Consider the following 21,997-nt stretch of genomic DNA (forward strand, 5'->3'; position numbering starts at 1 on the left):
TGTCTGACGCCTGCTCGAGGCCGAGACCTGGACCGCCACCATGGAATGCCGGCTTGGCGCCGTGGCGGCCTCTATCGAGTGGGCGCTTTGCCCCATCAGGATGGACCCATGACGCCTGGCATCATCGAACACCTCACAACTGCGGTCATGCTGCTCGACGGCGAGCTGCGACCGACCTGGATGAACCCGGCGGCGGAGACCTTGCTGGCGGTCAGCGCCAGTCGGGTTGCCGGCGTGGCGCTGAGCGACTGGCTCAGCGGCGAGGATGATATCGCCGAGGTGCTGATACGGGCCCGGGATGGACAGCATCCCTATACCCAACGGGAGGCGCGGCTGGTCCTCGCCGGTGGAGACCCCTTGACGGTGGACTACACCGTGACGCCGCTGTCGCCTGACGAGCTGCTGCTGGAGATGGAACCACGGGATCGGCTGTTGCGAATTTCCCGCGAGGAAGCGCTGCAGTCGCGCCAGGAAACCATGAAGGTGCTGGCGCGGGGGCTGGCCCACGAGGTCAAGAATCCCCTGGGGGGGATTCGTGGCGCGGCGCAATTGCTCGAGCGTGACCTGGAGCAGACGCCGGCGCTCAAGGAGTACACCCGGATCATCATCGAAGAGGTGGATCGGCTCCGCGATCTGGTCGATTCCATGCTCGGGCCCAACCGGGTGAGTCGGCGAGAGCCGCTGAACATCCACCGGGTGCTGGAGCGGGTACGCGCGCTGCTATTGGTCGAGCAGCCGCGGGTGAGCATCGAGCGCGACTATGATCCCAGCCTGCCGGAGTTGACCGGCGATGAAGCCCAGTTGATCCAGGCGGTGCTCAATGTGGCCCGCAACGCCGTCCAGGCGCTGGTCGAGTCCGAGACACCGAACCCGGTGATGACCCTGAGGACCCGCGCGCGCCGCCAGTTCACCCTGGGCGCCCAGCGCCATCGTCTGGTCTGCGACGTCAGCGTGATCGACAACGGCCCGGGCGTCCCCGAGACGCTGCGCGAGACCCTGTTCTATCCGATGGTGTCCGGTCGTGCCGAGGGCAGCGGCCTGGGGCTGTCGATCGCCCAGTCGGTGCTGCACCAGCACGAAGGGCTGATCGAATGCGAGTCCGAGCCTGGACGTACCGAATTCCGTCTGTTGATTCCCCTGGAGATGAGTCATGACTGATACCGCTCGTGTAATGATCGTCGACGACGACCGGGCCATACGCTGGGTGCTCGAGCGCGCCCTGGCGCAGCCGGACCTTGAGGTCGAGGCGGTCGAGCGGGCCGACGGTATCCTCGATCGACTGCTGGCCGAGCCGCCCGACGTACTGGTCACCGATATCCGCATGCCAGGTATCGACGGGCTCGATCTGATGGCCAAGGTGCGCCAGGTGCACCCGGACCTGCCGGTCATCGTGATGACCGCCCATTCCGACCTGGACAGTGCGGTGGCTTCCTATCAGGGCGGGGCCTTCGAGTACCTGCCCAAGCCGTTCGACGTGGACGAGGCGCTGGCCCTGGTGCGACGCGCGGTGGCCCACGTGCGCGAGCGCCAGCGGCCGGTCAGCGTGCCTGAAGGACTCGACGCCGAGATCATCGGTGAGGCGCCGGCGATGCAGGAGGTGTTCCGGGCCATCGGGCGCCTGGCGCACTCGCATATCACGGTGTTGATCAACGGCGAGTCCGGGACCGGCAAGGAGCGCGTGGCGCGTGCGCTTCATCAGCACAGTCCCCGCGCCGCCAATCCCTTTATTGCCCTCAACATGGCGGCGATCCCCCGGGATCTGATCGAGTCGGAGCTGTTCGGCCACGAGAAGGGCGCCTTCACCGGCGCCAGCGCCAGTCGTCAGGGGCGCTTCGAGCAGGCCAACGGCGGCACCCTGTTCCTCGACGAGATCGGTGACATGCCGTCGGAGACCCAGACCCGGCTGTTGCGGGTGCTGGCCGACGGCGAGTTCTATCGGGTCGGTGGTCATACGCCGGTCAAGGTGGACGTGCGCATCATCGCCGCGACCCACCAGGACCTCGAGACGCTGGTCGCCGATGGCCGCTTTCGTGAGGACCTGTTCCACCGCCTCAACGTCATCCGCGTGCACCTGCCAAGGCTGTCCCAGCGGCGCGAGGATATTCCCCGGCTGGCGCGGCACTTCCTGGTCGAGGCGGCCAAGGAGCTGTCCACCGACGTCAAGGTGCTGACCCGCGAAGCCGAGGAGTTCCTGACCCGGGTGGACTGGCCCGGCAACGTGCGTCAGCTCGAGAACACCTGTCGCTGGCTGACGGTGATGGCCTCCGGGCGCGAGATCCTGGTCGAGGACCTGCCGCCGGAGCTGCGCGGCGGCGATGACAGCGCCGCAGGCGGAGACTGGCGTGAAGCCTTCCGCGCCTGGGCCGACAGCGCCCTGGCCTCGGGCCACACCCACCTGCTCGAAGAGGCGGTGCCGGACTTCGAGCGCATCCTTATCGAGACCGCGCTCAAGCACACCGCCGGGCGCAAGGGTGAGGCTGCCGAGCTGCTGGGCTGGGGGCGCAATACCTTGACCCGCAAGCTGAAGGTGCTGCTGCCGTCGCTGGCGGAAGACCAGGAGGTCTGAGCGGGCCGGGGCGGCGAGTCCGGGGGGCACCGGTTTAACCAGCCTGCCCGGACCGGCCTACCCCAAGGGGCATATCATCAGCCTGTTATCGGTGGCCTAGAGTGGTGGCGACGTTGCACCGCTACTCTCGGCGTCGGGGGTAGCGTCACGATTCTGAGGCCTACCCCCATGAACCTTTCACGCTCTCGTCGGCTTGGCCTGGTGGCCATGTCGCTGGTTTTCATCTCGAGCCTCTCGCTTGCCCAGGAGCGGTCCTCGCCACGCACCGTACCGGCCAACAGCGAGCCTGCTGCCAGCAGCGAGGATCTTGCTGCCATCGCCAAGGAAACCACCAATCCGGTGGGTTCGGCCTGGATGCTGTGGATGCAGAACGACTATACCCACCTGGACGGCGACGACTTCGACGGTCGCTGGTCCAATTCCTTCAAGTTCCAGCCGGTCATGTCCTTCCCCTTCGAGATGGCAGACGACAACTGGAACCTGGTGGTGCGCCCGGTGTTCCAGTACAACTCGAGCCCGATGGACGAGAGCTTCGGTACCCTGGCCCGGGGCGGCAGCCCGCTGGAGATCGATCCCGACGAGTGGAGCCGCAATGCTCCCCATCGCGGGCGTACCGAGGGTCTGGGCGACACCGCCCTGGTGACCTTGATGGGGCCTGCGCGCAAGGATGGCGTTATCTGGGGGCTGGGTCTGACCCAGATCTTCCCCACCGCCGAGCATGATGTGCTGGGCCAGGGCAAGTTCCAGGCGGGGCCGGCGGCCCTGATCGCGCGCCTGGCGCCCAATCCCGGTGGCTGGAACATGGGCCTGCTGGCTCAGCACTGGTGGTCCTACGCCGGAGAAGATGACCGCGAGCACACCAGCCAGACCGATCTGCAGTACTTCCTCAACTACCGGCTCAGCGGCACCGAACTGGTGGGCATGACACCCAACGTGCGCATCAACTGGGAGGCCGACAGCGGCGAGAAGGTCAACTTCCCGATCGGCCTGGGCTATTCCAACGTGGTCCGCATGGGCAGCACCCCGGTGCGCCTGGCCGCCGAGATCCAGCACAGCGTGATCCGCGGTGATGAGTGGGATGCGGACTGGAACTTCCGCTTGATGTTCATCCCGGTGGTCAAGAACCCGTTCATGTAACGGCGCTGGCAGCCTACGCAAAGGGGCCCCGCCATGGCGGGGCCCCTTTGCATCTGCGGCCGACCAGCAGGCCCGCTATCAGGCAAGCGTCAGCGGCTCGGTGCGGGCTTCGAGCCAGGCCAGCGCCTGGCCGTCGAGCCTCGGCGCCAGCCGGCGGCGGACCTCGTCGTGGTAGGCGTTGAGCCAGTCGATCTCGGCCTGATCCAGGGTGAACAGGTTCAGGCAGCGGGTGTCGATGGGACACAGGGTCAGGGTCTCGAACTCGAGGAAGTCGCCGAAGTCGCTGGGGGCCGCGGCGCGGTTGGCCACCAGGTTCTCGATGCGCACCCCCCACTGGCCGGGACGGTACACCCCAGGCTCGTTGGAGGTGATCATGCCTTCGCGCATGGCGGTATGTTCGGCGACGGAAGCGCCCGAGCTGATCACCTGGGGGCCTTCGTGGACGTTGAGGAAGTAGCCCACGCCGTGGCCGGTACCGTGACCGTAGTCGCGGCCGGTGGCCCACAGCGGCGCCCGCGCCAGAGCGTCCAGCCGCGAGGCGGCGATGCCCTCGGGGAAGCGCGCCCGCGACAGTGCGATCATGCCCTTGAGCACCAGGGTGCAGTCTTCGCGCTGAGCCTCACTGACGGTGCCGACCGGGACCATGCGGGTGATATCGGTGGTGCCACCGCGGTACTGGCCGCCGGAGTCGATCAGCAACAGGCCGTCGCCCTCGATCACCGAATGGGCCTCCTGGGTCGCGCGGTAGTGGGGCAGGGCACCGTTGGCGTTGAAGGCGGCGATGGTATTGAAGCTCTCGCAGACGAAGTCCTCGTCCTTGGCGCGTTCCTCGTACAGGCGGGCTTCGACGTCCAGCTCGGTGATCCGTTCGCCGGCGGCGAAGGCGGCCTCCAGCCAGGCGAAGAAGCGACACAGGGCCGCGCCGTCGGCTTCCATGGCCTGACGCACGAAGCCGAGCTCGTGGGCTGTCTTGATGCCCTTGGCCAGGGTGCTGGGCTGGAAGGCTTCGACCACGGTCATCTCGTCCGGCAGGGCCTGGCGGGTCCCCAGCGTCAGCCGGGCCGGATCGATCAGTACCCGTTCGTCCCGCGGCAGGGCGGACAGCCGCGCCGCCCAGTCGGCGTAGTCGGCCACCTCGACGCCATCGGCCTTGAGCGCATCGACCAGTTCGGGAGCGAGCTTGCCCGGTGCCACGAACAGGGTGGCGGTGGCGCGACCGATCAGCAGGTGGGACAGGAACACCGGATTGAAGCCCACGTCGGCACCGCGCAGGGTGGTCAGCCAGGCGATGTCGTCCAGCGTCGACACCAGATGCCAGTCGGCGTGGTGCTCGGCCATGGCCGTGCGTACCCGGTCCAGACGCTGGCGCCGGGTCTCGTCCAGATAGCGGCCGGCGTGGGGTTCGATGGCCCCGCTCGGCAGGCTCGGGCGATCGCGCCAGATCTCGTCGAGCAGGTCGCTGTCGCCGCGCAGGACGACGCCCCGTTCACCCAGGATGTCCTCGAACTGGCGGCCGTGGGCCAGGGACACCACCTGGGCGTCGTAGCCCAGGGTGTCGCCGGCCTCGAGACGCTCGGCCAGCCACTGCATCGGTGCGCTGGCCTGGCCCTGGGTCAGCTTCATCATGCTGATGCCGGTGCCGGCGAGTTGTGCCTCGGCCTGCACGAAGTAGCGGCTGTCGACCCACAGGCCGGCCTCGTCCTGGGTCACCACCAGGGTACCCACCGAGCCGTCGAAGCCGGACAGCCACTCGCGACCGGCCCAGTGCTCGGGCAGGTATTCGCTGTTGTGCGGATCGCTGGACGGTAACCACCAGGCATCGATGGCGTGGCGGCGCATCGCCTCGCGCAGATCGCTCAAGCGTTGGCGAGCGGTATCGGCACTGGCTGAGGTCATGCTCAGACTCCTGTTCTGACAATGGCTTCGGCGTCCGCGCGGTGGGCGGCCGCCGGATCGATAAGACGGTGATGCTTCAGCATGCGCTTGAACACCGGCACGAGCAACAGCAGCACCCCGGCGAAGATCACCAGAGCGATGGCCGACCGCCCGAACAGTTCCGGCAACTGCTGAAGCTCCTCGGCGTTGACGTGACCGCCGATCAAGCCAGCCACCAGGTTGCCGAGGGCGGCGCCGGTGAACCACAGGCCCATCAACTGGCCCTGGGTGCGACGCGGCGACAGCCCCGACATGGTGGACAGCCCCACCGGCGACAGGCACAGCTCGCCCAGGGTCAACAGCAGCATGCTGCCGACGATCCACCAGGGTGACACCAGCCCTGTGCCTGTCAGTACCTGTTGCGCCGCCAGCACCATCAGGCCAAAGCCGCAGGCTGCGAGCAGCAGGCCGAGGACGAACTTCATCGGGCTGCCCGGTTCCAGTCGGCGACGACCGAGCGCCGGCCACAGCCAGCCGAACAGCGGACCCAGCAGCACGATGAATACCGGGTTCAACGACTGGAACCACAGGGTGGGGACCTCCCAGCCCATCACGTTGCGGTCGGTGTAGTTGGCCGCGAACAGGTTATAGGAGGTGGGCTGCTGCTCGAAGGCGGCCCAGAAGAAGGCGGCGGCGACGATCAGCACAAAGCAGATGGTGACGCGAATACGCTCGTCACCGCTGAGTCCAGAGAACAGCATCAGGTAGGCAAAGAAGCCCAGCGAGGCGACGATCAGCACGCTGGTCATGGCCTCGGCCACCGCGCGCGCGTCGATGGTCACCACGCCGGTGGCGACCAGCGCCACCAGGGCGGCGATCAGCGCCAGGCACAGCGATACGACGGGGCCGACATGACGACGGCGCTGGGCCGGGGCATCCCAGGTGGAGGCGCGGCCGCGCTCGGCGTCGGCGCGCTGCATGGCGGGCACCGCCCACAGGCGAAACAGCAGCAGTGCGATCAGCATGCCAAGGCCGCCCATGGCGAAGCCCCAGTGCCAGCCCAGCGAGTCCATCAGCAGCCCGGTGAACAACGGCGCGAACAGGCTGCCGATGTTGATGCCCATGTAGAAGATGGCGAAGCCGCCGTCGCGGCGCACGTCGCTTTCGTCATACAGGCTGCCGACCATCACCGAGATGCAGGTCTTGAATAGCCCGGTGCCGAGCACGATGAAGATCAGCCCGACAAAGAAGGCGACGGCACCGAGCAGGGCCGACAGCGCGATGGACAGATGACCGAAGGCGATCAGGATGGAGCCGTACCACACCGCCCGGCGCTGGCCGAGCCAGTTGTCGGCGAGCCAGCCGCCGGGCAGCGCGGCCAGGTAGATGGCACCACCGTAGATGCCGACGATGGCAGCGGCGGTCTTGGGGTCGAAGCCGAGCCCGCCGTCGAACAGTGAGGCGGCGATGAACAGCACCAGCATGGGGCGAATGCCGTAGAACGAAAAGCGCTCCCACATCTCGGTGAAGAACAGTGGCCCCAGGGCGCGGGGGTGACCAAAGAAGCCCTTGTCGGCGGCCGAGCCGTCGGAGGAAGTGGATTGCATGAAACCAGGCCTTTTCAGGGTGGGAAGGCGAACGTCGACGCCTCTACATCAAGCGCCCCGGGACGGAGGCGGCATGCGAACAGAAAAACGTGTGAAGAACACGATAATGTGCGAGTCCGCAACAAAAATTGCTGTGGATCACGATTTGGGCGGTGAATTTTATGGAAATCACCGGTCAAGGGGAATACCTCTGCGGTCTGGCACCGTCAGCGTACGGACGTCTCAGCGAAAAGGCGTATGTCCAACATGAGCCAATAGCCTCTATATTGGTGAAATATCGACTTTTAGGGACTTCTTCGCCATGACGTCATCGCCGCCCCAGCGAGCACCTGCCAGAATCGAACTGACCGAAGTGGGGCTTCGTGATGGCCTGCAGAACGAGGCGCGGGTGCTGTCCACCGAGCACAAGCTCGAATTGCTGCACGGGCTTCACCGGGCCGGACTCAGGCGCTTCGAGCTGACGTCTTTCGTCAGTCCCCGGGCGGTACCGGCGCTGGCCGACGCCGCGGAACTGGTGGCCGCCGCCAAGGGGCTGGCGGATGCCCGCTTCAGCGCCCTGGTGCCCAATCTGCGCGGTGCCGAGCGCGCGCTGGAGGTGGGCATCGATCGGGTGGTGCTGTTCGTGTCCGCCTCCGAGACCCACAACGCGCGCAACGTCAATCGCTCGATCGACGCCTCCCTGGCCGGTTTCGCCGATATCGTCGAGCGCCTGTCCGGCAGCGGTATCGAGGTACAGGGCGCCATCGCCACGGCCTTCGGCTGTCCCTTCGAGGGTGACCTGCCGGCCGGGCGCATCGGTGAGCTGGCGCGTCGCCTCGGCGAACTGGGTATCGATGACCTCACCCTTGGCGATACCACCGGCATGGCCACGCCCGCCGTGGTCTCGCGGGTGGTGGGTGAGATCGCCGAACAGGCCCCAGCGGCGCGGCCGATCCTGCACTTTCACAATACCCGGGGCCTGGCGTTGGCCAACGTCATGCAGGGGCTGTCGCTTGGCGTCACGCGCTACGAAAGTGCGGTCGGTGGTCTTGGCGGCTGTCCCTTCGCCCCAGGCGCCAGCGGCAATCTGGCCACCGAGGAGCTGATCTACCTGCTCGAGGAGCTGGGATATGACACCGGCATATCGCTGGAGTCCTTGATCGAGGTGGCGGGGCTTGCCGCGCGGCGACTGGAACGTGCGCCGGGCTCTCAGCTGGCCCGAGCCGGCACTCGGCTCAGGCTGCATCGACCCGATGCGGTGCCCACCGCGAAGGGCTGAGTCAGATCCCTGAACCTGGCAAGGCAAAACGACACCACCACCACAGACATACCGACGGATACGCAAACCTATGGATGCTAGCCCCGGCAGGGATGACAGCGACGACCCGCGGCCATCGACCCAGGACGCCACCGGCCTTGCCCCGGGCAGCCTGGCCGGCATACGAGTGATCGATCTGACCCGGGTGATCTCCGGCCCCTTCGCCAGCCAGATGCTGGGGGATCACGGCGCCGAGGTGATCAAGATCGAGACCCCGGGGGAGGGCGACGTAGTCCGCCGCCAGGGCAATATGGTCAACGGCTTCAGCGCCTACTTTGCCCAGTTCAACCGCAACAAGCGCTCGATCACCCTCAATCTGCGCGAGCCCGAAGGGCGTCAGATCCTGAACCGTCTGCTCGAGGACGCCGACGTGCTGGTGGAGAACTTCCGCCCCGGGGTGCTGGCCAAGATGGGACTCGACGACGACACCCTGAGGCAGCGCTTCCCGCGCCTGGTGGTGGGGCGGATCAACGGCTTCGGATCCACCGGGCCCTACCGCGACCGACCCGCCTACGATTTTGTCGCCCAGGCCATGAGCGGCTTCATGGGCGTCAACGGGGTCGAGGGGGGCGAGCCGATGCGCGCCGCGCCACCGATCAGCGACATGGTGGCGAGCCTCAACCTGGCCTTCGGGGTCAGCGCGGCACTGGTGCGTCGCGAGCGTACCGGCCAGGGCGAGATTCTCGAGACCGCCCTGACCAACGGCCTGGTGGCGATGCTGGGCTATCTGGCGGCGGAGTACTTCGCCACCGGCGAGGTCCCCCGGCGTACCGGCAATGACCATCCCATGCTCTACCCCTACGGCCTGTTCGAGGCCAGCGATGGCGAGGTCGCCATCGCCCCCAGCAGCGAGACCATGGTGCGTCGTCTGCTGGAGGCGCTGGGTCGTGTCGATCTGCTTGAGCAGCCGCGCTTCGCCGACAACGCCCAGCGCATGGCGCACCGCGAGGCGCTGCGCGAGATCCTCAACGAGGTGACGCGCCGGCGCAGTGTGGACGACTGGATCGAACACCTGAACACCGCCGGCGTGCCCTGTGGCCGAGTGCAGGATCTGCGCGAGACCTTCGATGACCCCCAGATCATCGACCAGCGCATGCGCCTGACCCTGGATCAGGGCGAGGCCGGACAGATCGCTACCACCGGCTTTCCGGTGAAGATGCGCGAGGCCCCGGCGATGATCCAGCGACCGGCGCCACAGCTTGGCGAGCATACCGACGAGGTACTGGCCGAACTCGGCTTCGGTGCCGACGAGTGTCGGGCGCTGCGCCAGCGCGGGATCGTCTAGGCTGGGTGGCGGTCCCCGCCGGACAACGCCAGGCGGGTGGCCGCGCAAGATGGCGACTCGACAACCGCCAGGCAATCCGCCAGATGGCCGGTGCCGGCTGGTGACAACGATGCAGGACCGCAGGACCGCAACACCCACAACGAAAACGCCAACAACGAAAAACAAGGAGCCTTCCATGCCCTCGACTCTGACCACTCGCCTCGGCCTGCCGCTGCTCGCGCTCGGCCTCGGTGTCTCGACCTCGGCCAGCGCCCTGCCCATCGACGAGTGCATCGCCCCGGCCGACCCCGGTGGCGGCTGGGACTTCACCTGCCGCAGCGTCGGCAAGCTGCTCACCGACCTGGAACTGACCGACGGCTCGGTGCAGGTCACCAACATGCCCGGCGGTGTCGGCGCGGTGGCCTTCTCCAACGTGGCCTCCAAGCGTGCCGATGACAGCAACCTGATCGTCGCCACCAGCACCGTGGGCATGACCCAGATTGCCCAGGGTCGCTATCCCGGGGGTGCCGAGACCATGCGCTGGCTGGGCATGCTCGGTACCGACGTCGGCGTCATCCTGGTCGACGACGAGAGCGAGTACGAGTCCCTCGAGCAACTGCTGGAGGCCATCGTCGCCGATCCGACCTCGGTGGCCATGGCCGGCTCCAGCGGTGCCGGTGGCTGGGATCACATTCGGGCATTGATGCTGGCCAAGGCCGCGGGCCTGCCCGGCGACCAGGTCGGCGCCCTGCGCTGGGTGCAGTTCGACGGCGGCGGCCCCGCGGTAACCCAGATGATGGGCAACCACGTGGACGTGGTCTCTACCGACCTGGGCGAGGTCGCCGGCTTCATCGAGTCTGGTGACGTGCGGGTACTGGCGGTGATGTCGGACGACCCCCTGCCCGAGCCCTTCGACGAGCTGCCCACCGCGGTCAGCCAGGGCTATGACGTCACCGGCTACAACTGGCGCGGCTTCTACACCGGCGGCGAGGTCTCCGACGAGGACTACGCCAGCATGGTCGAAGACCTCGAGACCCTTTACGCCAGCGACGAGTGGAAGGACGTGGCTGCCCAGAATGGCCTGGTGCCGCTGTGGCGTGGTGGTGACGACTTCTCGAGCTTTGTCGAGGAATCCATCCAGCGCGTCGAGGCTATCTCGCGCGAGATCGGGGTTATTCAATGAGTCAGATGAGCGACCTCGACGCTCACCAGCATCGCCGGCCGGCCCAGGTCGGCGATCGCCTGGCCGGCGCGGTGCTGCTGGTGCTGGCGCTGGGGGCCTGGTGGCATTCTCATAGCTTCGTCACCGGCTTCATGCAGCCGGTGGGGCCGGGGGCTTTCCCCCGGCTGGTCAGCCTGCCGCTGGCGGCGCTGTCGGCCTACCTGATCCTGCGCCCGGGCTTCAACGAGCGCTGGCCGGATCGTGCCGGCCTGGCCCGACAGCTGGCGGTGCTGCTGCTGCTGGCGGCCTACGCTGGCCTGCTCGAGCCGCTGGGGTTTGTTCCCGCCACCCTGGCCTGCGCCATCGTACTGACGCGGCTGTTCGGCGCGGCCTGGGGCCAGGCGCTGATCGCCGGCACAGGACTGGCGCTCGGGCTTTACGCTCTGTTCGAGTTTGCCCTCGGCATGCCCTTGCCGGATGTGCCCTGGTGGGGAGGGGGACACTGATCATGGAAACGCTAGCCTTTCTTGCTCAGGGCTTCGCCGTGGCGACCCAGCCGGAATTTCTGCTGCTGGCGCTGATCGGCTGCGCCGTGGGAACCCTGATCGGGGCGCTGCCAGGGCTCGGCCCGGTCAACGGGGTGGCGCTGATGATCCCGCTGGCCTTCAACTTCGGCCTGGATCCTACCGCCGCGCTGATCCTGCTGGTCAGCGTCTACTATGGCTGCATGTACGGTGGGCGGATCAGTTCCATCGTGCTCAATATCCCCGGCGACGAGCCGGCGATGATGACCACTCTGGACGGCTACCCGATGGCGCTCAAGGGGCGCGGCGGCGAGGCCCTGGGGCTGTCGGCGGTGGCTTCCTTCGTCGGCGCCACCATCGCCACCATCGGACTTACGCTGTTCGCGCCGCTGTTGGTGGACCTGGCGATCAAGTTCGGTCCGGCCGAGTACTTCGCGCTGTTCCTGCTGGCCTTTGCCACCATCGGCGGGGTGACCAGCGGCAGCTTTACCAAGAGTTTCATCGCCGCCTGTCTGGGCCTGCTGCTGGGGACCGTGGGCATCGACCCGGTGTCCAGCGTCGCGCGCTACACCTTCGGTACCTTCGAACTCTACGACGGCATCGACTTTATCGTGGCCCTGGTGGGACTGTTCGCCATCTCCGAATGCCTGGTGTTTCTCGAACAGCGCCATGACGCCGACAAGCCGCATATCAAGCTGGGCTCGGCCTGGCCGGGGATGAAGGCGTCGCTTTCCTGCAAGGGCACCATCGGTCGTGGCTCGCTGATCGGCTTCGTCTCCGGGGTGCTGCCCGGCGCCGGCGCCTCGCTCGGCAGCTTCCTGTCCTACATGCTCGAGAAGCGCTGGCTGGGAAGCAAGGGTGACTTCGGCAACGGCGACCCGCGGGGCGTGGCCGCGCCCGAGGCAGGCAACAACGCCGCCGCCGGTGGTGCGCTGATTCCGATGCTGTCGCTGGGCATTCCCGGCAGCGGCACCACCGCGATTCTGCTGGCCCTGCTGCTGTCGATGAACATCACCCCGGGGCCGCTTTTGTTCGCCCAGCAGCCCGAGATGGTGTGGGGCCTGGTGGCGGCGCTGTTTATCGGCAACATCATGCTGCTGGTGCTCAACGTACCGCTGGTGGGACTGTTCGCCCGGGTGCTGCAGGCCCCCAGCTGGCTGCTGATGCCGATGGTGGTACTGATCGCCTTTGTCGGGGTCTATTCGCTCAACAACAGTCCCTTCGATCTGTACATGATGCTGGCCTTCGGGGTGCTCGGCTATGTGCTCAGAAAGCTCGAGATTCCCACCGTGCCGGTGGTGCTCGGCCTGCTGCTGGGTGGGCAGATGGAGTTCAATCTGCGCCGGGCGATGTCGATCAGCGGTGGTGACTGGAGCATCCTGGTCAACAGCGGCATCTCCATAGGCATCTACGCCTTCGCCGCCACCCTGATCGTGGCCGGGGCGGTCTACGCCATGATGCTCAAGCGTCGGCTGGCGTAGAGAAGCGTCGCTAAAGCGTCGCTAAAGAAAGAGGGCCCGGTGGAGGTGTATCCACCGGGCCTTTCCATCGATTTTCCATCGACTTTCCATCGATGCGCCTAGGGCCTGTCATGAGGGTCTTGCAGACCTCGCGGTCGTGGCCTTGCAGGTGTCGTCCCGGGTGTCAGAATGGAGGGCCACAAGGAGGGGCCATCGATGAAGACCATGAACTGGGAACGACTGCTCGATCCGGGCCGACTGCACGATCCGCGTGGCGGGACTCGTGACGAGGTGGGACGCAGTCCCTTCCACAAGGATCACGATCGCATCGTCTTCGCCGGCTCCTTTCGCCGCCTGGGACGCAAGACCCAGGTGCATCCCCTCACCGACAACGACCATATCCACACCCGCCTGACCCACTCGCTTGAAGTGGGCTGCGTCGGCCGTTCGCTGGGCATGAGCGTGGGCGAGCTGCTGCGTGACCGCCTGCCCGACTGGATCACCCCGGCGGATCTGGGGGTAATCATCCAGGCGGCCTGTCTGGGGCACGACATCGGCAACCCACCTTTTGGCCATGCCGGTGAGTACGCCATCCGCGACTGGTTCAAGTGCGCCGAGGTCAACGGCAGCGGGCTGCTCGATGGACTGTCGCCGCTGGAGCGCGAGGACCTGCTGACCTACGAAGGCAACGCCCAGGGCTTTCGTATCGTCACCCAGATCGAGTACAACCAGTTTCGCGGCGGCATGCGCCTGACCGCAGCGACCCTCGGTACCCTGCTCAAGTATCCGTGGACGGTGACCCACGGTGGCAAGGCCGGCAAGTTCGGCTGCTATCAGAGCGAACTCGGTGCACTTGAACAGGTGGCCGACCATCTGGGACTGATTCCCCAGGGCGAGCACCGCTGGTGTCGCCATCCGCTGGCCTGGCTGGTGGAGGCCGCCGATGACATCTGCTACGCCCTGCTCGACCTCGAGGACGGGGTGGAGATGGATATCCTGGCCTTCGACGAGGTGGCCGAGATCCTGACCCAGATCGCCGGTGGCGAGCCGTCGGACTACGCCGAGATGAACCGTACCGGTGTGTCTCAACGCCGGCGTATCGCGGCGCTGCGAGGGGCGGCCATGGAGCGAGCGGTCACCGACGTGGGCCAGGTGTTCGTCGAGCACGAGCAGGAGCTGCTTTCCGGGACGCTTCAGGATGACCTGCTGGAGCTGTGCCACCCGGATCTGGACTGGGGGGTCAAGCTGGCCAAGCAGCTGGCGCGCAAGCGCATCTTCCGCAATACCCGCAAGGCCAAGCTGGAGATCGGTGCCTACACCACCCTCGGCATTCTGCTCGAGGCCTTTATCGGCGCGGCCCACGAGTTGCACCACACCGGCCATTCGAGCTTCAAGCACCAGCGGGTGCTGGCGCTGATCGGCGAGAACACCCCGCTGCCGTCCTGGTCCCTGTACGACAGCTATCGACGCATGCTCGACTTTATCGGTGGGATGACCGATCACTACGCGGTCGACCTGGCCCAGGAGATGGGCGGCAAGCTACGCGGTGATTGAACGGTTGTAGGCAAGCCGCTCGAGCACGATTCTCAAGCCGTTGATCTGGCCCAGGAGATGGGTGGCAAGCTGCCGGGCGATTGAACCAGGGCGTTCCGGCCAAGGGAGCCCAGCGGCGGATGATAGGGCGTTTGTCGCTGCGCGGCCTAAGTCAATGGATGACGTTTGATGCAGCAAGGCTGCGTATACTGGGGAAAACGATAACAAGGGTATGGCCCGTGAAAAGGAAATCCTCCCCCGCCTCTTCCGATCAAGGCTTTGATGCGATCGACAAGCCCACCTTCTTCGGTTCGCTGTTTCTTCTCCTTGCTGTCACTCTGCCTCTGGTGGTGTTCCCCGAACAGGGGGCAACCTGGGTCATCGCGGCCAAGAACTTCATTACCAATGAACTTGGTGTGCTGTATCTGGCCCTGGGGCTCGGGGCCAGCGGCTTCATGCTTTTCATCGTGTTCAGCGATATCGGCCAGATCAAGCTGGGTGACCCTGAGGAGCAGCCGGAGTTCTCGACCCTGTCCTGGGCGGCGATGCTGTTCTGCGCCGGTATCGGCGCCTCGATCCTCTACTGGTCGATGATCGAGTGGATCTACTACTACCAGGCGCCACCCTTCCATGTGGAACCTCAGTCGCCGGATGCGGCGCGCTGGGCGGCGGCCTACGGTATCTTCCACTGGGGACCGGTGGCCTGGTCGATCTATCTGATCCCGGCGATTCCCATTGCCTACTTCTACTATGTGCGCAATCACAGCGTGCTCAAGATCAGCGAGGCGCTGATGCCGGTGCTGGGCGAGAGCCGTGCCCACCGCTGGCCGGGCAAGCTGATCGACGTGCTGTTCGTGTTCGGCATGCTGGGCGGCGGTGCCACCACCCTGGGACTGGCGGCGCCCTTGATCAACGAGGGGCTGCATGAGCTGTTCGGTTTTCCGAAGACCCTGGCGACGCGCATCTTCGTGCTGATGCTGTGTACCGTTGTCTTCGGCTACAGCGCCTTCGTCGGCCTCAAGAAGGGCATCAAGGTGCTGTCGGACATCAACTTCTGGCTGGCGGTGTCGCTGCTGACCTTCGTCTTCATCGTCGGGCCGACCCAGTTCATGGCCAGTACCGGCCTGGATGCCCTTGGCAGGGTGCTCAGCAATCTGGTGCACATGGGCACCTGGACCGAGCCCTTCGCCCGCTTCGAGAATTTCCAGGACACCCACTTCCCTCAGGACTGGACCATCTTCTACTGGGCCTGGTGGCTGGTGTTCGCCCCCAGCGTCGGCCTGTTCATCGCGCGCATCTCCCGCGGCCGCACTATCCGCTCCATGGTCGCGGGCTCGATCTTCTTCGGCACCCTGGGATGCGCCCTGTTCTTCATCATCCTCGGCAACTACGGTCTCTACCTGCAGCTGTCCGGCACCCTGGATCTGGTCACCATCCTCAACGAGCAGAGCCCCACGGCGGCGATCTTCGCTACCCTGTCGACCCTGCCGCTGAGCTACCTGGTGATCTTCGCCTTCACCCTGCTGGCGCTGATCTTCACCGCCACCACCTTCGACTCCATCTCCTACATCCTGGCGGCGGTGGTGCAGAAGGAGGTCGACGAGGAACCGATGCGCTGGAATCGACTGTTCTGGGCCTTTGCGCTGTCGTTCATGCCGGCGGTGCTGATGTTCATCGGTGGGCTCGAGACCCTGCAGACGGCCTCGGTGGTAGGGGGTGTGCCCTTGCTGCTGGTGGCGCTGTTGTTGTGCATCTCGACCGTCCGGGCGGCCCACTACGATCTGCGCTATCAGCCGGACTACACCGACAAGGAAATCTATATCGAGGAATTCCCCGAGGATGATCCCTGGACCGAGGATGGCACCTGGGAGTTGCCGGAAGGGGAGCACCACGGTGTCGATCATGACGACAAGCCCCACCAGGAGGGCGACCCGGCGAGCCATCCTTCACGGCTGTAATCAGCGCTCAGCGCCGACTGCTCGGGCCACCGTCATTGCGACGGTGGCCCGTTTTCTTGTGGTCGATCTTGTGAAGGGGGATAGCTCCGAAAGCGGCGACCAGCAAGGCTCAAGGATCAGGCCGCCTGGCGCCAGCTATCCTGCTCGAGGTGTTCGAGGATCGCCTCTCCCACGCTGGTCTCGGGGGAGTCGATGCCCTGGTTGCCGAACAGCCGGTTGAACTCCAGCACCATCGGGGCGTCGTCGACCATGGCGATGTCGAAGCCGGCATGATCGATGCCCAGGCGCTGGGCCAGGGTGGTGGCAAGCTCGATGGCGGAGGCCGGCACCGGGTCGTGGCGGATCTCGCCGCCGCGTGCCACATTGGTGCGAAAGTCGCCCAGCGGGCTCTCGCGCCAGTAGGCGGCCAGCACCCTGCGCCCGACCACCACGATGCGCAGGTCGCGTTCGATGGGCAGGTAGCGCTGGGCGTAGAGCAGATTCTCGCTGGACAGGTGATCGATCAGCGCCTCGCGGGAGCGAATCAGGCGCACGCCCTCGCCCATGGAGCTGCGCACCCGCTTGACCACGAACGGGTAGCCGAAGCGCGCCTCCACCTGGTGGATGGCGTCTGAATTGACCCCGAGGATGGCGGTATCGGGCGTTGCCTCGGGGCAGCAGGCCTGGAAGGCGCGGGTCTGTTCGATCTTGTCGTGACCCAGGTGATAGCTGGGTAGACTGGGAAAGACGCGCGGATTGAGGCCGTAGGCCAGGGCATTGATCTGCCAGTATTCGGGGAACAGCAGGGCGTCGGCATCGGCCAGGGCCTGGCGATGGTCATTCATGTGCTCAGGCTTGATGTATCGCGCCCCCGGGACCCCCAGACTCCGTAACGGATCGAAGGTGATCAGGTTCATGAGACAGTCATCCGAGAAAGACGAAAGAGGATTGAAGCGAGGCGGCGCACCTTGCCAACTGTGGTCGCCGATTGCAAGGCGGCAGGGCGGCCGGGGAGCCCGTCGACGGCAACCATGGCGCGCGCTGGCTGCGGTGCTGCTGGCCCTCACCATGGTCGCTGGCGCCCAGGCCCACGAGCCGCAGGAGCAGCGTGAGGCACTGGAGGATCTCGAGCGAGAGCACTTCGATCATTATGTGCTGGCGCTGACCTGGCATCCCGGGTTCTGCGCCAGCCGTCGTCAGCCGCCACGAGAGTGCCGGGATCCGTCGCTGATGGTCGGGGCCGACGATGGCTTCGTGATCCACGGGCTGTGGCCGTCACGCCCCGTCAGGCTGATCTCACAGGGCGTCAGTGTCAGCGAGTGGCGCCGCCAGGGCTGCTTTCTTGAACGCCCGAGGCCAGCGGGCGATTTCTGCCAGGCAGGGCCTGCCATCGATATCGGCTCATCGCTTGAACAGGAGCTCGACGACGCCATGCCCGGCAGGGCCAGCTGCCTCGACCGTTACGAGTACGCCAAGCACGGTGCCTGCCTGTCGATCAGCGATGATGACTTCTTCGACGGTGCCCTGGCGCTGACCGAGATCGTCAACGCCGGGGCCCTGGGGGACTTCATGCGCGACAACCGAGGTTCGACGGTCAGGCGCAATGCGCTGATCGCGGCCTTCGAGGAGGCTTTCGGCCGGGGTACCGGCAGCTCCCTGTCGCTGCAGTGTGGGGGCTCGGGCAACCGACTGCTCACCGAGGTGCGCATCGGCCTGGAGGCGGAGCATATCGATGACTTCCCGGCCAGAAAGAGTTTCGCTCCGGTGGATCATGGGCGCTGCCCCAGCCGGATCGAGCTGCGCCGCTTCTAGGGCTCGTCCGAAAAGTGCCTGCGCTCGGTAATACTGCGTTAAAAATCGTCTGGTGCGCCAGCCCGGTCAAAATGCTCATTTACACCCCGTAAACTGCGCTTTCTCACCGATTTTTGCCTTGTCTAACCTTCGCTCGTCGACTTCTCGGACAGAGCCTAGATGGACGGGCCTTCCAGGTGGCCAAGTTCCCGCGTCAGTGTTCGCCGGTTCAAGGCCTCGATGACCCGGTCGTGCAGCGTCGGATCCATCGGCGCGATACCAGGGCAGGCGTCGGTCAGATGGGCGGCCAGGCCTTCGCCGCTGACCACGGCAAGATCGTCGTCGGGGACCTCACGTTCGATCTTCCAGCCGGGCAGGGCAAGGATGCCCTTGACCGGCACCGGCTGTCCCAGTTCGCGACATAGCCATGAAGCGACCCAGCGGGTGGCCTGGCGGGCCTTGCGCTGGGGGCGTCGCTCCATCCAGCCGGGAAAGCGCAGGCGCTCGTGTTCGACCACCACGGTGTCCTCGGTCTCGCCGGCGGGACTGATGGCCGGGGTGCGGGCACGGGTCTCGATGACGAAGACGGCGTGGGGGGTGATCGCCACGTGGTCGATCACGAAGGTGTCGGCGGGCACGTCGTGAAACACGAAGTAGGGGTGGGCCTCGGGGCGAATCAGGCGTTCGAGCTCCTGACCCACGGCCAGTTCGCAGGCGAGCCCCAGCTTCAGGCGACGGATACGCTGGTAGTCACGCATCAGTCGGAAGCTGACCACGATCGCCAGCAGTGTGCACAGCACACCGTAGAGCGCCCATTCGATCCAGTTCTGGTGGCGCGAGAACAGCATCCGGCCCATGCCGTAGACCAGTGGGGTCAGCACCAGCACGGGGCCGAGGGCGGCGTTGAGGAACAGGGTGGCGAAGGCGCGATCCAGCCGATCGCGCAGGGCCTGCCCAGGCTCACGCAGCGGGTGGGCGTCGAACGGCGAGCGTACTCGCGCGTCGTGCAAGCTTCGGAGTGCCACCACCACCGTGGCGGCCGCCGCGAGGGGGAACAGAAAGAACAGCGGCAGCAGGTAGTCCAGCCAGGCCATCGGCACTCCTTGCCCGTGAAGAATCCCGTCCATTGTAGACAACGACGTGCCTGTTGGGCCATGGCGCCCTTGGTCTTATCGATCGCCCGGGGGTAGTCTTGGCCATGGGGGCAGGGCCGGCGGGCCTGTCCCGGGTGCTGGTGCGCGGTCACAAGGGGAGGAGCAATGACGAATGTCGGCGGCGGTAGCGAGGCACGAACTTGCGTCAACCGAGAAGCGTCAGCGTCGGCGATGGATGCGCTGTACGCCCTCGTCTGTCGTCACCGGCGCATCGCCGTGCTCAGTGGCGCCGGCATCAGCACCGCCAGCGGTATCCCCGACTATCGCGACGCCCAGGGCGAGTGGAAGCGCTCGCCGCCGATCGACCATCGCGACTTCATGTCTCGCCACGCCTCGCGTCAGCGCTACTGGGCGCGGGCGATGATCGGCTTTCGCGTGCTCAACGAGGCCAGCCCCAACGCGGCGCACCGGGCCATCGCCGAGCTCGAGCTGCGCGGCAAGGTCTCCGGGGTGATCACCCAGAACGTCGATGGACTGCACCAGCGCGCGGGCTCCCGGCGGGTCATCGATCTGCACGGCAGGGCGGATCTGGTGGTGTGCATGAGCTGCGGTGCGCGCCAGATGCGCCATGCTCTGCACGATGAGCTGGCACGCTGCAATCCGCAGTGGGTGGCGCAAACGTCGCCGGTGCGGCCTGCGCCGGACGGCGATGCAGACCTGGAGGCGGACTTCTCGAGCTTTCGGGTGCCCTCCTGTGGCCGCTGTGGCGACGGTATCTGGAAGCCCGATGTGGTGTTCTTCGGCGACAACGTGCCAGCGGCGACGCTGGCCAGCGCCCGAGGGCTGCTCGAGGACAGCGACGCCCTGCTGGTGGTCGGCAGTTCGCTGATGGTCTATTCCGGCTTTCGCTTCGTGCGCGAAAGCGTGAAGGCGGGACGCCCGGTGGCCTGCATCAATCTGGGGCGCACCCGCGCCGATGAACTGTTCGACGTCAAGCTCGAGGCCCCGGCGGATCAGGCGCTGGAAGCGCTGGTCCGGGATCTGGGCTAGGCGCCGGCCCAGCCACTTTTCAGACGAGCCAGAGCTCAGCCTCCGGCCAGCTTGACCCTGTAGCCTTTCTTCTCCAGGGCGTCTTTCAACACCTGGCGATGGTCGCCCTGGATCTCGATGACGCCGTCCTTCAGCGCGCCACCGGTGCCGCAGCGCTTCTTCAGCTCCTTGGCCAGGGCCTTCAACTCCTTGTCGGCAAGCGGCACGCCGTCGATGGTGGTGACACCCTTGCCCTTGCGCCCGCTGGTTTCCCGGCGGATTCGCACCACCCCATCCAGGCTGGCCAGGCGCGCCTGGTCCTGGATCTCGTCGCAGCGGCAGGCGTCCTTCGGTTCACGGCAGTCCGGGCAGATGTCGCCGTGTTCGGTGGAGTAGACCAGCGAGCCGAGTTGTTCCTTCAGCGATGCCATGGTGGTGCGCTCCTGTCGGGTGGTGCGATGGTGCGGTCGAATCAGGCCAGCTGGACCGGGATGGCGTTGCTGGTGTGGCTGATCTCGTTGCCTTCCTGGAGGTAGACCAGGGAGGGCTTGTGCTGGTCGAGTTCGCTGTCGCTGTAGTGGGCGTAGCTGCAGATGATCACGCGCTGGCCTTCGCTCGCCAGGTGGGCAGCGGCGCCGTTGACCGAAATCACCTTGGAGCCTTCCTCGGCACGGATGGCATAGGTGGTGAAGCGCTGGCCGTTCTCGACGTTGTAGATCTGGATCTGTTCGTTTTCGCGGATACCGGCGAGGTCGAGCAGTTCACCGTCGATGGCGCAGGAGCCTTCGTAGTTGAGCACGGCGTGGGTCACGCGAGCCATGTGCAGCTTGGCCTTGAGCATGATGGTGTACATCTAGGGGGCTCCTATCGAGGTAGCGTCACAGTGAGGTTGTCGATCAGTCGCGTGGCGCCGAGACGGGCGGCCACCAGCAGGATGGCGTCACGGGTGGTGGCGGTCACCGCGCCGAGGTCACGGGCGCGCAGCTCCAGATAGTCGGGAGCAAAGCCGTGGGAGGCCAGGCGCGCGCGTCCCTCTTTAAGGGTGGCGTCGATGTCGGCGCCGGCCTCGAGGCTGCGCGCAAGCGTCACTAGGGTGGCCTGCAGTTCGGCGGCGGTGGCGTGCTCGGCCTCGCTCAGGTAGCCGTTGCGCGACGATAGCGCCAGTCCTGAGGCCTCGCGCACCGTGGGCACCCCGACGATCTCGATCGGCATGTGCATGTCGCGGACCATGCGGCGAATGACCGCCAGTTGCTGGTAGTCCTTTTCGCCGAAGCAGGCGAGGTCAGGCTGGACGATATGGAACAGCATGCTGACCACGGTCGAGACGCCGTCGAAGTGGCCGGGGCGGGCGCCGCCACACAGGCCTTCGCTGACCTCGGGCACCCGCACCAGGGTCTGGCCGTCGAGGCCGTCGGGGTACATGGTCGCCGGGGTCGGGGTGAACACCATGTCGCAGCCGGCGGCCTCGAGCTTGGCCAGGTCCGCCTCGAGGGTGCGCGGATAGTTGTCCAGGTCTTCGCTGGGGCCGAACTGCAGCGGATTGACAAAGATCGAGGCGACCACCAGGTCGCAGCGCTCGCGGGCCGCTTCCACCAGCGCCAGGTGACCCTGGTGAAGGTTGCCCATGGTCGGCACCAGGCCGATGCGGGCACCACTGCGGCGGTGAGGCGCGAGTGCTTCGCGAAGCTTGGCGATGGTGGAATGGACGTGCATCGCAGACC

At 66.2% G+C, this 21,997-nt stretch carries 19 protein-coding genes; 12 read left to right on the forward strand and 7 right to left on the reverse strand.

Going from position 1 to position 21,997, the window contains the following annotated elements:
- The first annotated feature begins 108 nt into the window (after positions 1-108).
- The 3 genes from glnL (at position 109) to KUV74_RS11905 (ending at position 3,703) form a co-directional block, all read left to right on the forward strand.
- Complete coding sequence (gene glnL, locus KUV74_RS11895; protein WP_222516395.1) at positions 109-1,158, forward strand: nitrogen regulation protein NR(II); 1,050 nt, start codon at positions 109-111, stop codon at positions 1,156-1,158.
- Entirely contained in the window at positions 1,151-2,566 is a 1,416-nt protein-coding gene (gene ntrC / locus KUV74_RS11900; protein ID WP_045992383.1) for a nitrogen regulation protein NR(I), read from the forward strand. Before glnL ends, ntrC begins: the two co-directional genes overlap by 8 nt.
- Positions 2,567-2,734: 168 nt before the next feature.
- A complete protein-coding gene (locus tag KUV74_RS11905) occupies positions 2,735-3,703 on the forward strand; it encodes a hypothetical protein (RefSeq protein ID WP_222516396.1) in 969 nt (322 codons plus the stop codon).
- Between the two features lie 78 nt (positions 3,704-3,781).
- Here KUV74_RS11905 and KUV74_RS11910 read toward each other — a convergent pair whose 3' ends face one another.
- Positions 3,782-5,599 (reverse strand): aminopeptidase P family protein, encoded by a 1,818-nt coding sequence (locus KUV74_RS11910; protein ID WP_222516397.1) that lies wholly within the window; start codon positions 5,597-5,599, stop codon positions 3,782-3,784.
- 2 nt (positions 5,600-5,601) lie between these two features.
- Positions 5,602-7,185 carry a peptide MFS transporter gene (locus KUV74_RS11915; protein WP_045992381.1) on the reverse strand — a complete coding sequence of 528 codons (1,584 nt, stop codon included), beginning with the start codon at positions 7,183-7,185 and terminating at the stop codon, positions 5,602-5,604.
- A gap of 301 nt (positions 7,186-7,486) precedes the next feature.
- Here KUV74_RS11915 and KUV74_RS11920 point away from each other — a divergent pair, with 301 nt between their 5' ends.
- The 7 genes from KUV74_RS11920 to KUV74_RS11950 all read left to right on the forward strand — a co-directional run bounded on the left by KUV74_RS11920 (position 7,487) and on the right by KUV74_RS11950 (position 16,383).
- Positions 7,487-8,443 (forward strand): hydroxymethylglutaryl-CoA lyase, encoded by a 957-nt coding sequence (locus KUV74_RS11920; RefSeq protein ID WP_108448686.1) that lies wholly within the window; start codon positions 7,487-7,489, stop codon positions 8,441-8,443.
- 70 nt (positions 8,444-8,513) lie between these two features.
- Positions 8,514-9,767, forward strand: coding sequence for a CaiB/BaiF CoA transferase family protein (locus KUV74_RS11925; protein WP_108448687.1), 1,254 nt, complete (start codon positions 8,514-8,516; stop codon positions 9,765-9,767).
- A gap of 175 nt (positions 9,768-9,942) precedes the next feature.
- Positions 9,943-10,929, forward strand: coding sequence for a Bug family tripartite tricarboxylate transporter substrate binding protein (locus KUV74_RS11930; protein ID WP_222516398.1), 987 nt, complete (start codon positions 9,943-9,945; stop codon positions 10,927-10,929).
- Between the two features lie 5 nt (positions 10,930-10,934).
- The gene (locus KUV74_RS11935) at positions 10,935-11,414 is read left to right on the forward strand and encodes a tripartite tricarboxylate transporter TctB family protein (protein ID WP_045992378.1); all 480 of its coding nucleotides are present in this window, start codon (positions 10,935-10,937) and stop codon (positions 11,412-11,414) included.
- 2 nt (positions 11,415-11,416) lie between these two features.
- A complete protein-coding gene (locus tag KUV74_RS11940) occupies positions 11,417-12,913 on the forward strand; it encodes a tripartite tricarboxylate transporter permease (protein ID WP_222516399.1) in 1,497 nt (498 codons plus the stop codon).
- A 195-nt stretch (positions 12,914-13,108) separates the two neighbouring features.
- On the forward strand, positions 13,109-14,446 hold the full coding sequence (locus KUV74_RS11945; RefSeq protein ID WP_108132170.1) for a deoxyguanosinetriphosphate triphosphohydrolase: 1,338 nt from the start codon (positions 13,109-13,111) through the stop codon (positions 14,444-14,446).
- Positions 14,447-14,664: 218 nt separating this feature from the next.
- Complete coding sequence (locus tag KUV74_RS11950; protein WP_045992375.1) at positions 14,665-16,383, forward strand: BCCT family transporter; 1,719 nt, start codon at positions 14,665-14,667, stop codon at positions 16,381-16,383.
- Positions 16,384-16,499: 116 nt separating this feature from the next.
- Here KUV74_RS11950 and KUV74_RS11955 read toward each other — a convergent pair whose 3' ends face one another.
- Positions 16,500-17,279 (reverse strand): RimK family alpha-L-glutamate ligase, encoded by a 780-nt coding sequence (locus KUV74_RS11955; protein ID WP_213229402.1) that lies wholly within the window; start codon positions 17,277-17,279, stop codon positions 16,500-16,502.
- A gap of 133 nt (positions 17,280-17,412) precedes the next feature.
- Here KUV74_RS11955 and KUV74_RS11960 point away from each other — a divergent pair, with 133 nt between their 5' ends.
- Entirely contained in the window at positions 17,413-18,174 is a 762-nt protein-coding gene (locus KUV74_RS11960; RefSeq protein WP_239452533.1) for a ribonuclease T2 family protein, read from the forward strand.
- Between the two features lie 155 nt (positions 18,175-18,329).
- Here KUV74_RS11960 and KUV74_RS11965 read toward each other — a convergent pair whose 3' ends face one another.
- Positions 18,330-19,247, reverse strand: coding sequence for a nuclease-related domain-containing protein (locus KUV74_RS11965; RefSeq protein WP_045993302.1), 918 nt, complete (start codon positions 19,245-19,247; stop codon positions 18,330-18,332).
- A 165-nt stretch (positions 19,248-19,412) separates the two neighbouring features.
- On the opposite strand from KUV74_RS11965, the gene KUV74_RS11970 reads away from it, so the two are divergent.
- A complete protein-coding gene (locus tag KUV74_RS11970) occupies positions 19,413-20,297 on the forward strand; it encodes an NAD-dependent protein deacetylase (RefSeq protein WP_108448693.1) in 885 nt (294 codons plus the stop codon).
- A gap of 35 nt (positions 20,298-20,332) precedes the next feature.
- Here KUV74_RS11970 and KUV74_RS11975 read toward each other — a convergent pair whose 3' ends face one another.
- The 3 genes from KUV74_RS11975 to panC are packed head-to-tail and all read right to left on the reverse strand — an operon-like array spanning position 20,333 to position 21,989.
- Entirely contained in the window at positions 20,333-20,707 is a 375-nt protein-coding gene (locus KUV74_RS11975; RefSeq protein WP_045993300.1) for a translation initiation factor Sui1, read from the reverse strand.
- A gap of 41 nt (positions 20,708-20,748) precedes the next feature.
- A complete protein-coding gene (gene panD / locus KUV74_RS11980; protein WP_045993299.1) occupies positions 20,749-21,129 on the reverse strand; it encodes an aspartate 1-decarboxylase in 381 nt (126 codons plus the stop codon).
- A gap of 11 nt (positions 21,130-21,140) precedes the next feature.
- Positions 21,141-21,989, reverse strand: coding sequence for a pantoate--beta-alanine ligase (gene panC, locus KUV74_RS11985; RefSeq protein WP_222516400.1), 849 nt, complete (start codon positions 21,987-21,989; stop codon positions 21,141-21,143).
- Positions 21,990-21,997: the final 8 nt, after the last annotated feature.

It is taken from the genome of Halomonas sp. DP1Y21-3, from assembly GCF_019801245.1.
Taxonomy (GTDB): domain Bacteria; phylum Pseudomonadota; class Gammaproteobacteria; order Pseudomonadales; family Halomonadaceae; genus Halomonas; species Halomonas litopenaei.

What these genes read in the sequence shown, in the direction of transcription:
- glnL (WP_222516395.1), top strand. Translation starts at nt 109, where the DNA reads ATGACGCCTGGCATCATCGAACACCTCACAACTGCGGTCATGCTGCTC.
- ntrC (WP_045992383.1), top strand. Translation starts at nt 1,151, where the DNA reads ATGACTGATACCGCTCGTGTAATGATCGTCGACGACGACCGGGCCATA.
- KUV74_RS11905 (WP_222516396.1), top strand. Translation starts at nt 2,735, where the DNA reads ATGAACCTTTCACGCTCTCGTCGGCTTGGCCTGGTGGCCATGTCGCTG.
- KUV74_RS11910 (WP_222516397.1), bottom strand. Translation starts at nt 5,599, where the DNA reads ATGACCTCAGCCAGTGCCGATACCGCTCGCCAACGCTTGAGCGATCTG.
- KUV74_RS11915 (WP_045992381.1), bottom strand. Translation starts at nt 7,185, where the DNA reads ATGCAATCCACTTCCTCCGACGGCTCGGCCGCCGACAAGGGCTTCTTT.
- KUV74_RS11920 (WP_108448686.1), top strand. Translation starts at nt 7,487, where the DNA reads ATGACGTCATCGCCGCCCCAGCGAGCACCTGCCAGAATCGAACTGACC.
- KUV74_RS11925 (WP_108448687.1), top strand. Translation starts at nt 8,514, where the DNA reads ATGGATGCTAGCCCCGGCAGGGATGACAGCGACGACCCGCGGCCATCG.
- KUV74_RS11930 (WP_222516398.1), top strand. Translation starts at nt 9,943, where the DNA reads ATGCCCTCGACTCTGACCACTCGCCTCGGCCTGCCGCTGCTCGCGCTC.
- KUV74_RS11935 (WP_045992378.1), top strand. Translation starts at nt 10,935, where the DNA reads ATGAGCGACCTCGACGCTCACCAGCATCGCCGGCCGGCCCAGGTCGGC.
- KUV74_RS11940 (WP_222516399.1), top strand. Translation starts at nt 11,417, where the DNA reads ATGGAAACGCTAGCCTTTCTTGCTCAGGGCTTCGCCGTGGCGACCCAG.
- KUV74_RS11945 (WP_108132170.1), top strand. Translation starts at nt 13,109, where the DNA reads ATGAAGACCATGAACTGGGAACGACTGCTCGATCCGGGCCGACTGCAC.
- KUV74_RS11955 (WP_213229402.1), bottom strand. Translation starts at nt 17,279, where the DNA reads ATGAACCTGATCACCTTCGATCCGTTACGGAGTCTGGGGGTCCCGGGG.
- KUV74_RS11965 (WP_045993302.1), bottom strand. Translation starts at nt 19,247, where the DNA reads ATGGCCTGGCTGGACTACCTGCTGCCGCTGTTCTTTCTGTTCCCCCTC.
- KUV74_RS11970 (WP_108448693.1), top strand. Translation starts at nt 19,413, where the DNA reads ATGACGAATGTCGGCGGCGGTAGCGAGGCACGAACTTGCGTCAACCGA.
- KUV74_RS11975 (WP_045993300.1), bottom strand. Translation starts at nt 20,707, where the DNA reads ATGGCATCGCTGAAGGAACAACTCGGCTCGCTGGTCTACTCCACCGAA.
- panD (WP_045993299.1), bottom strand. Translation starts at nt 21,129, where the DNA reads ATGTACACCATCATGCTCAAGGCCAAGCTGCACATGGCTCGCGTGACC.
- panC (WP_222516400.1), bottom strand. Translation starts at nt 21,989, where the DNA reads ATGCACGTCCATTCCACCATCGCCAAGCTTCGCGAAGCACTCGCGCCT.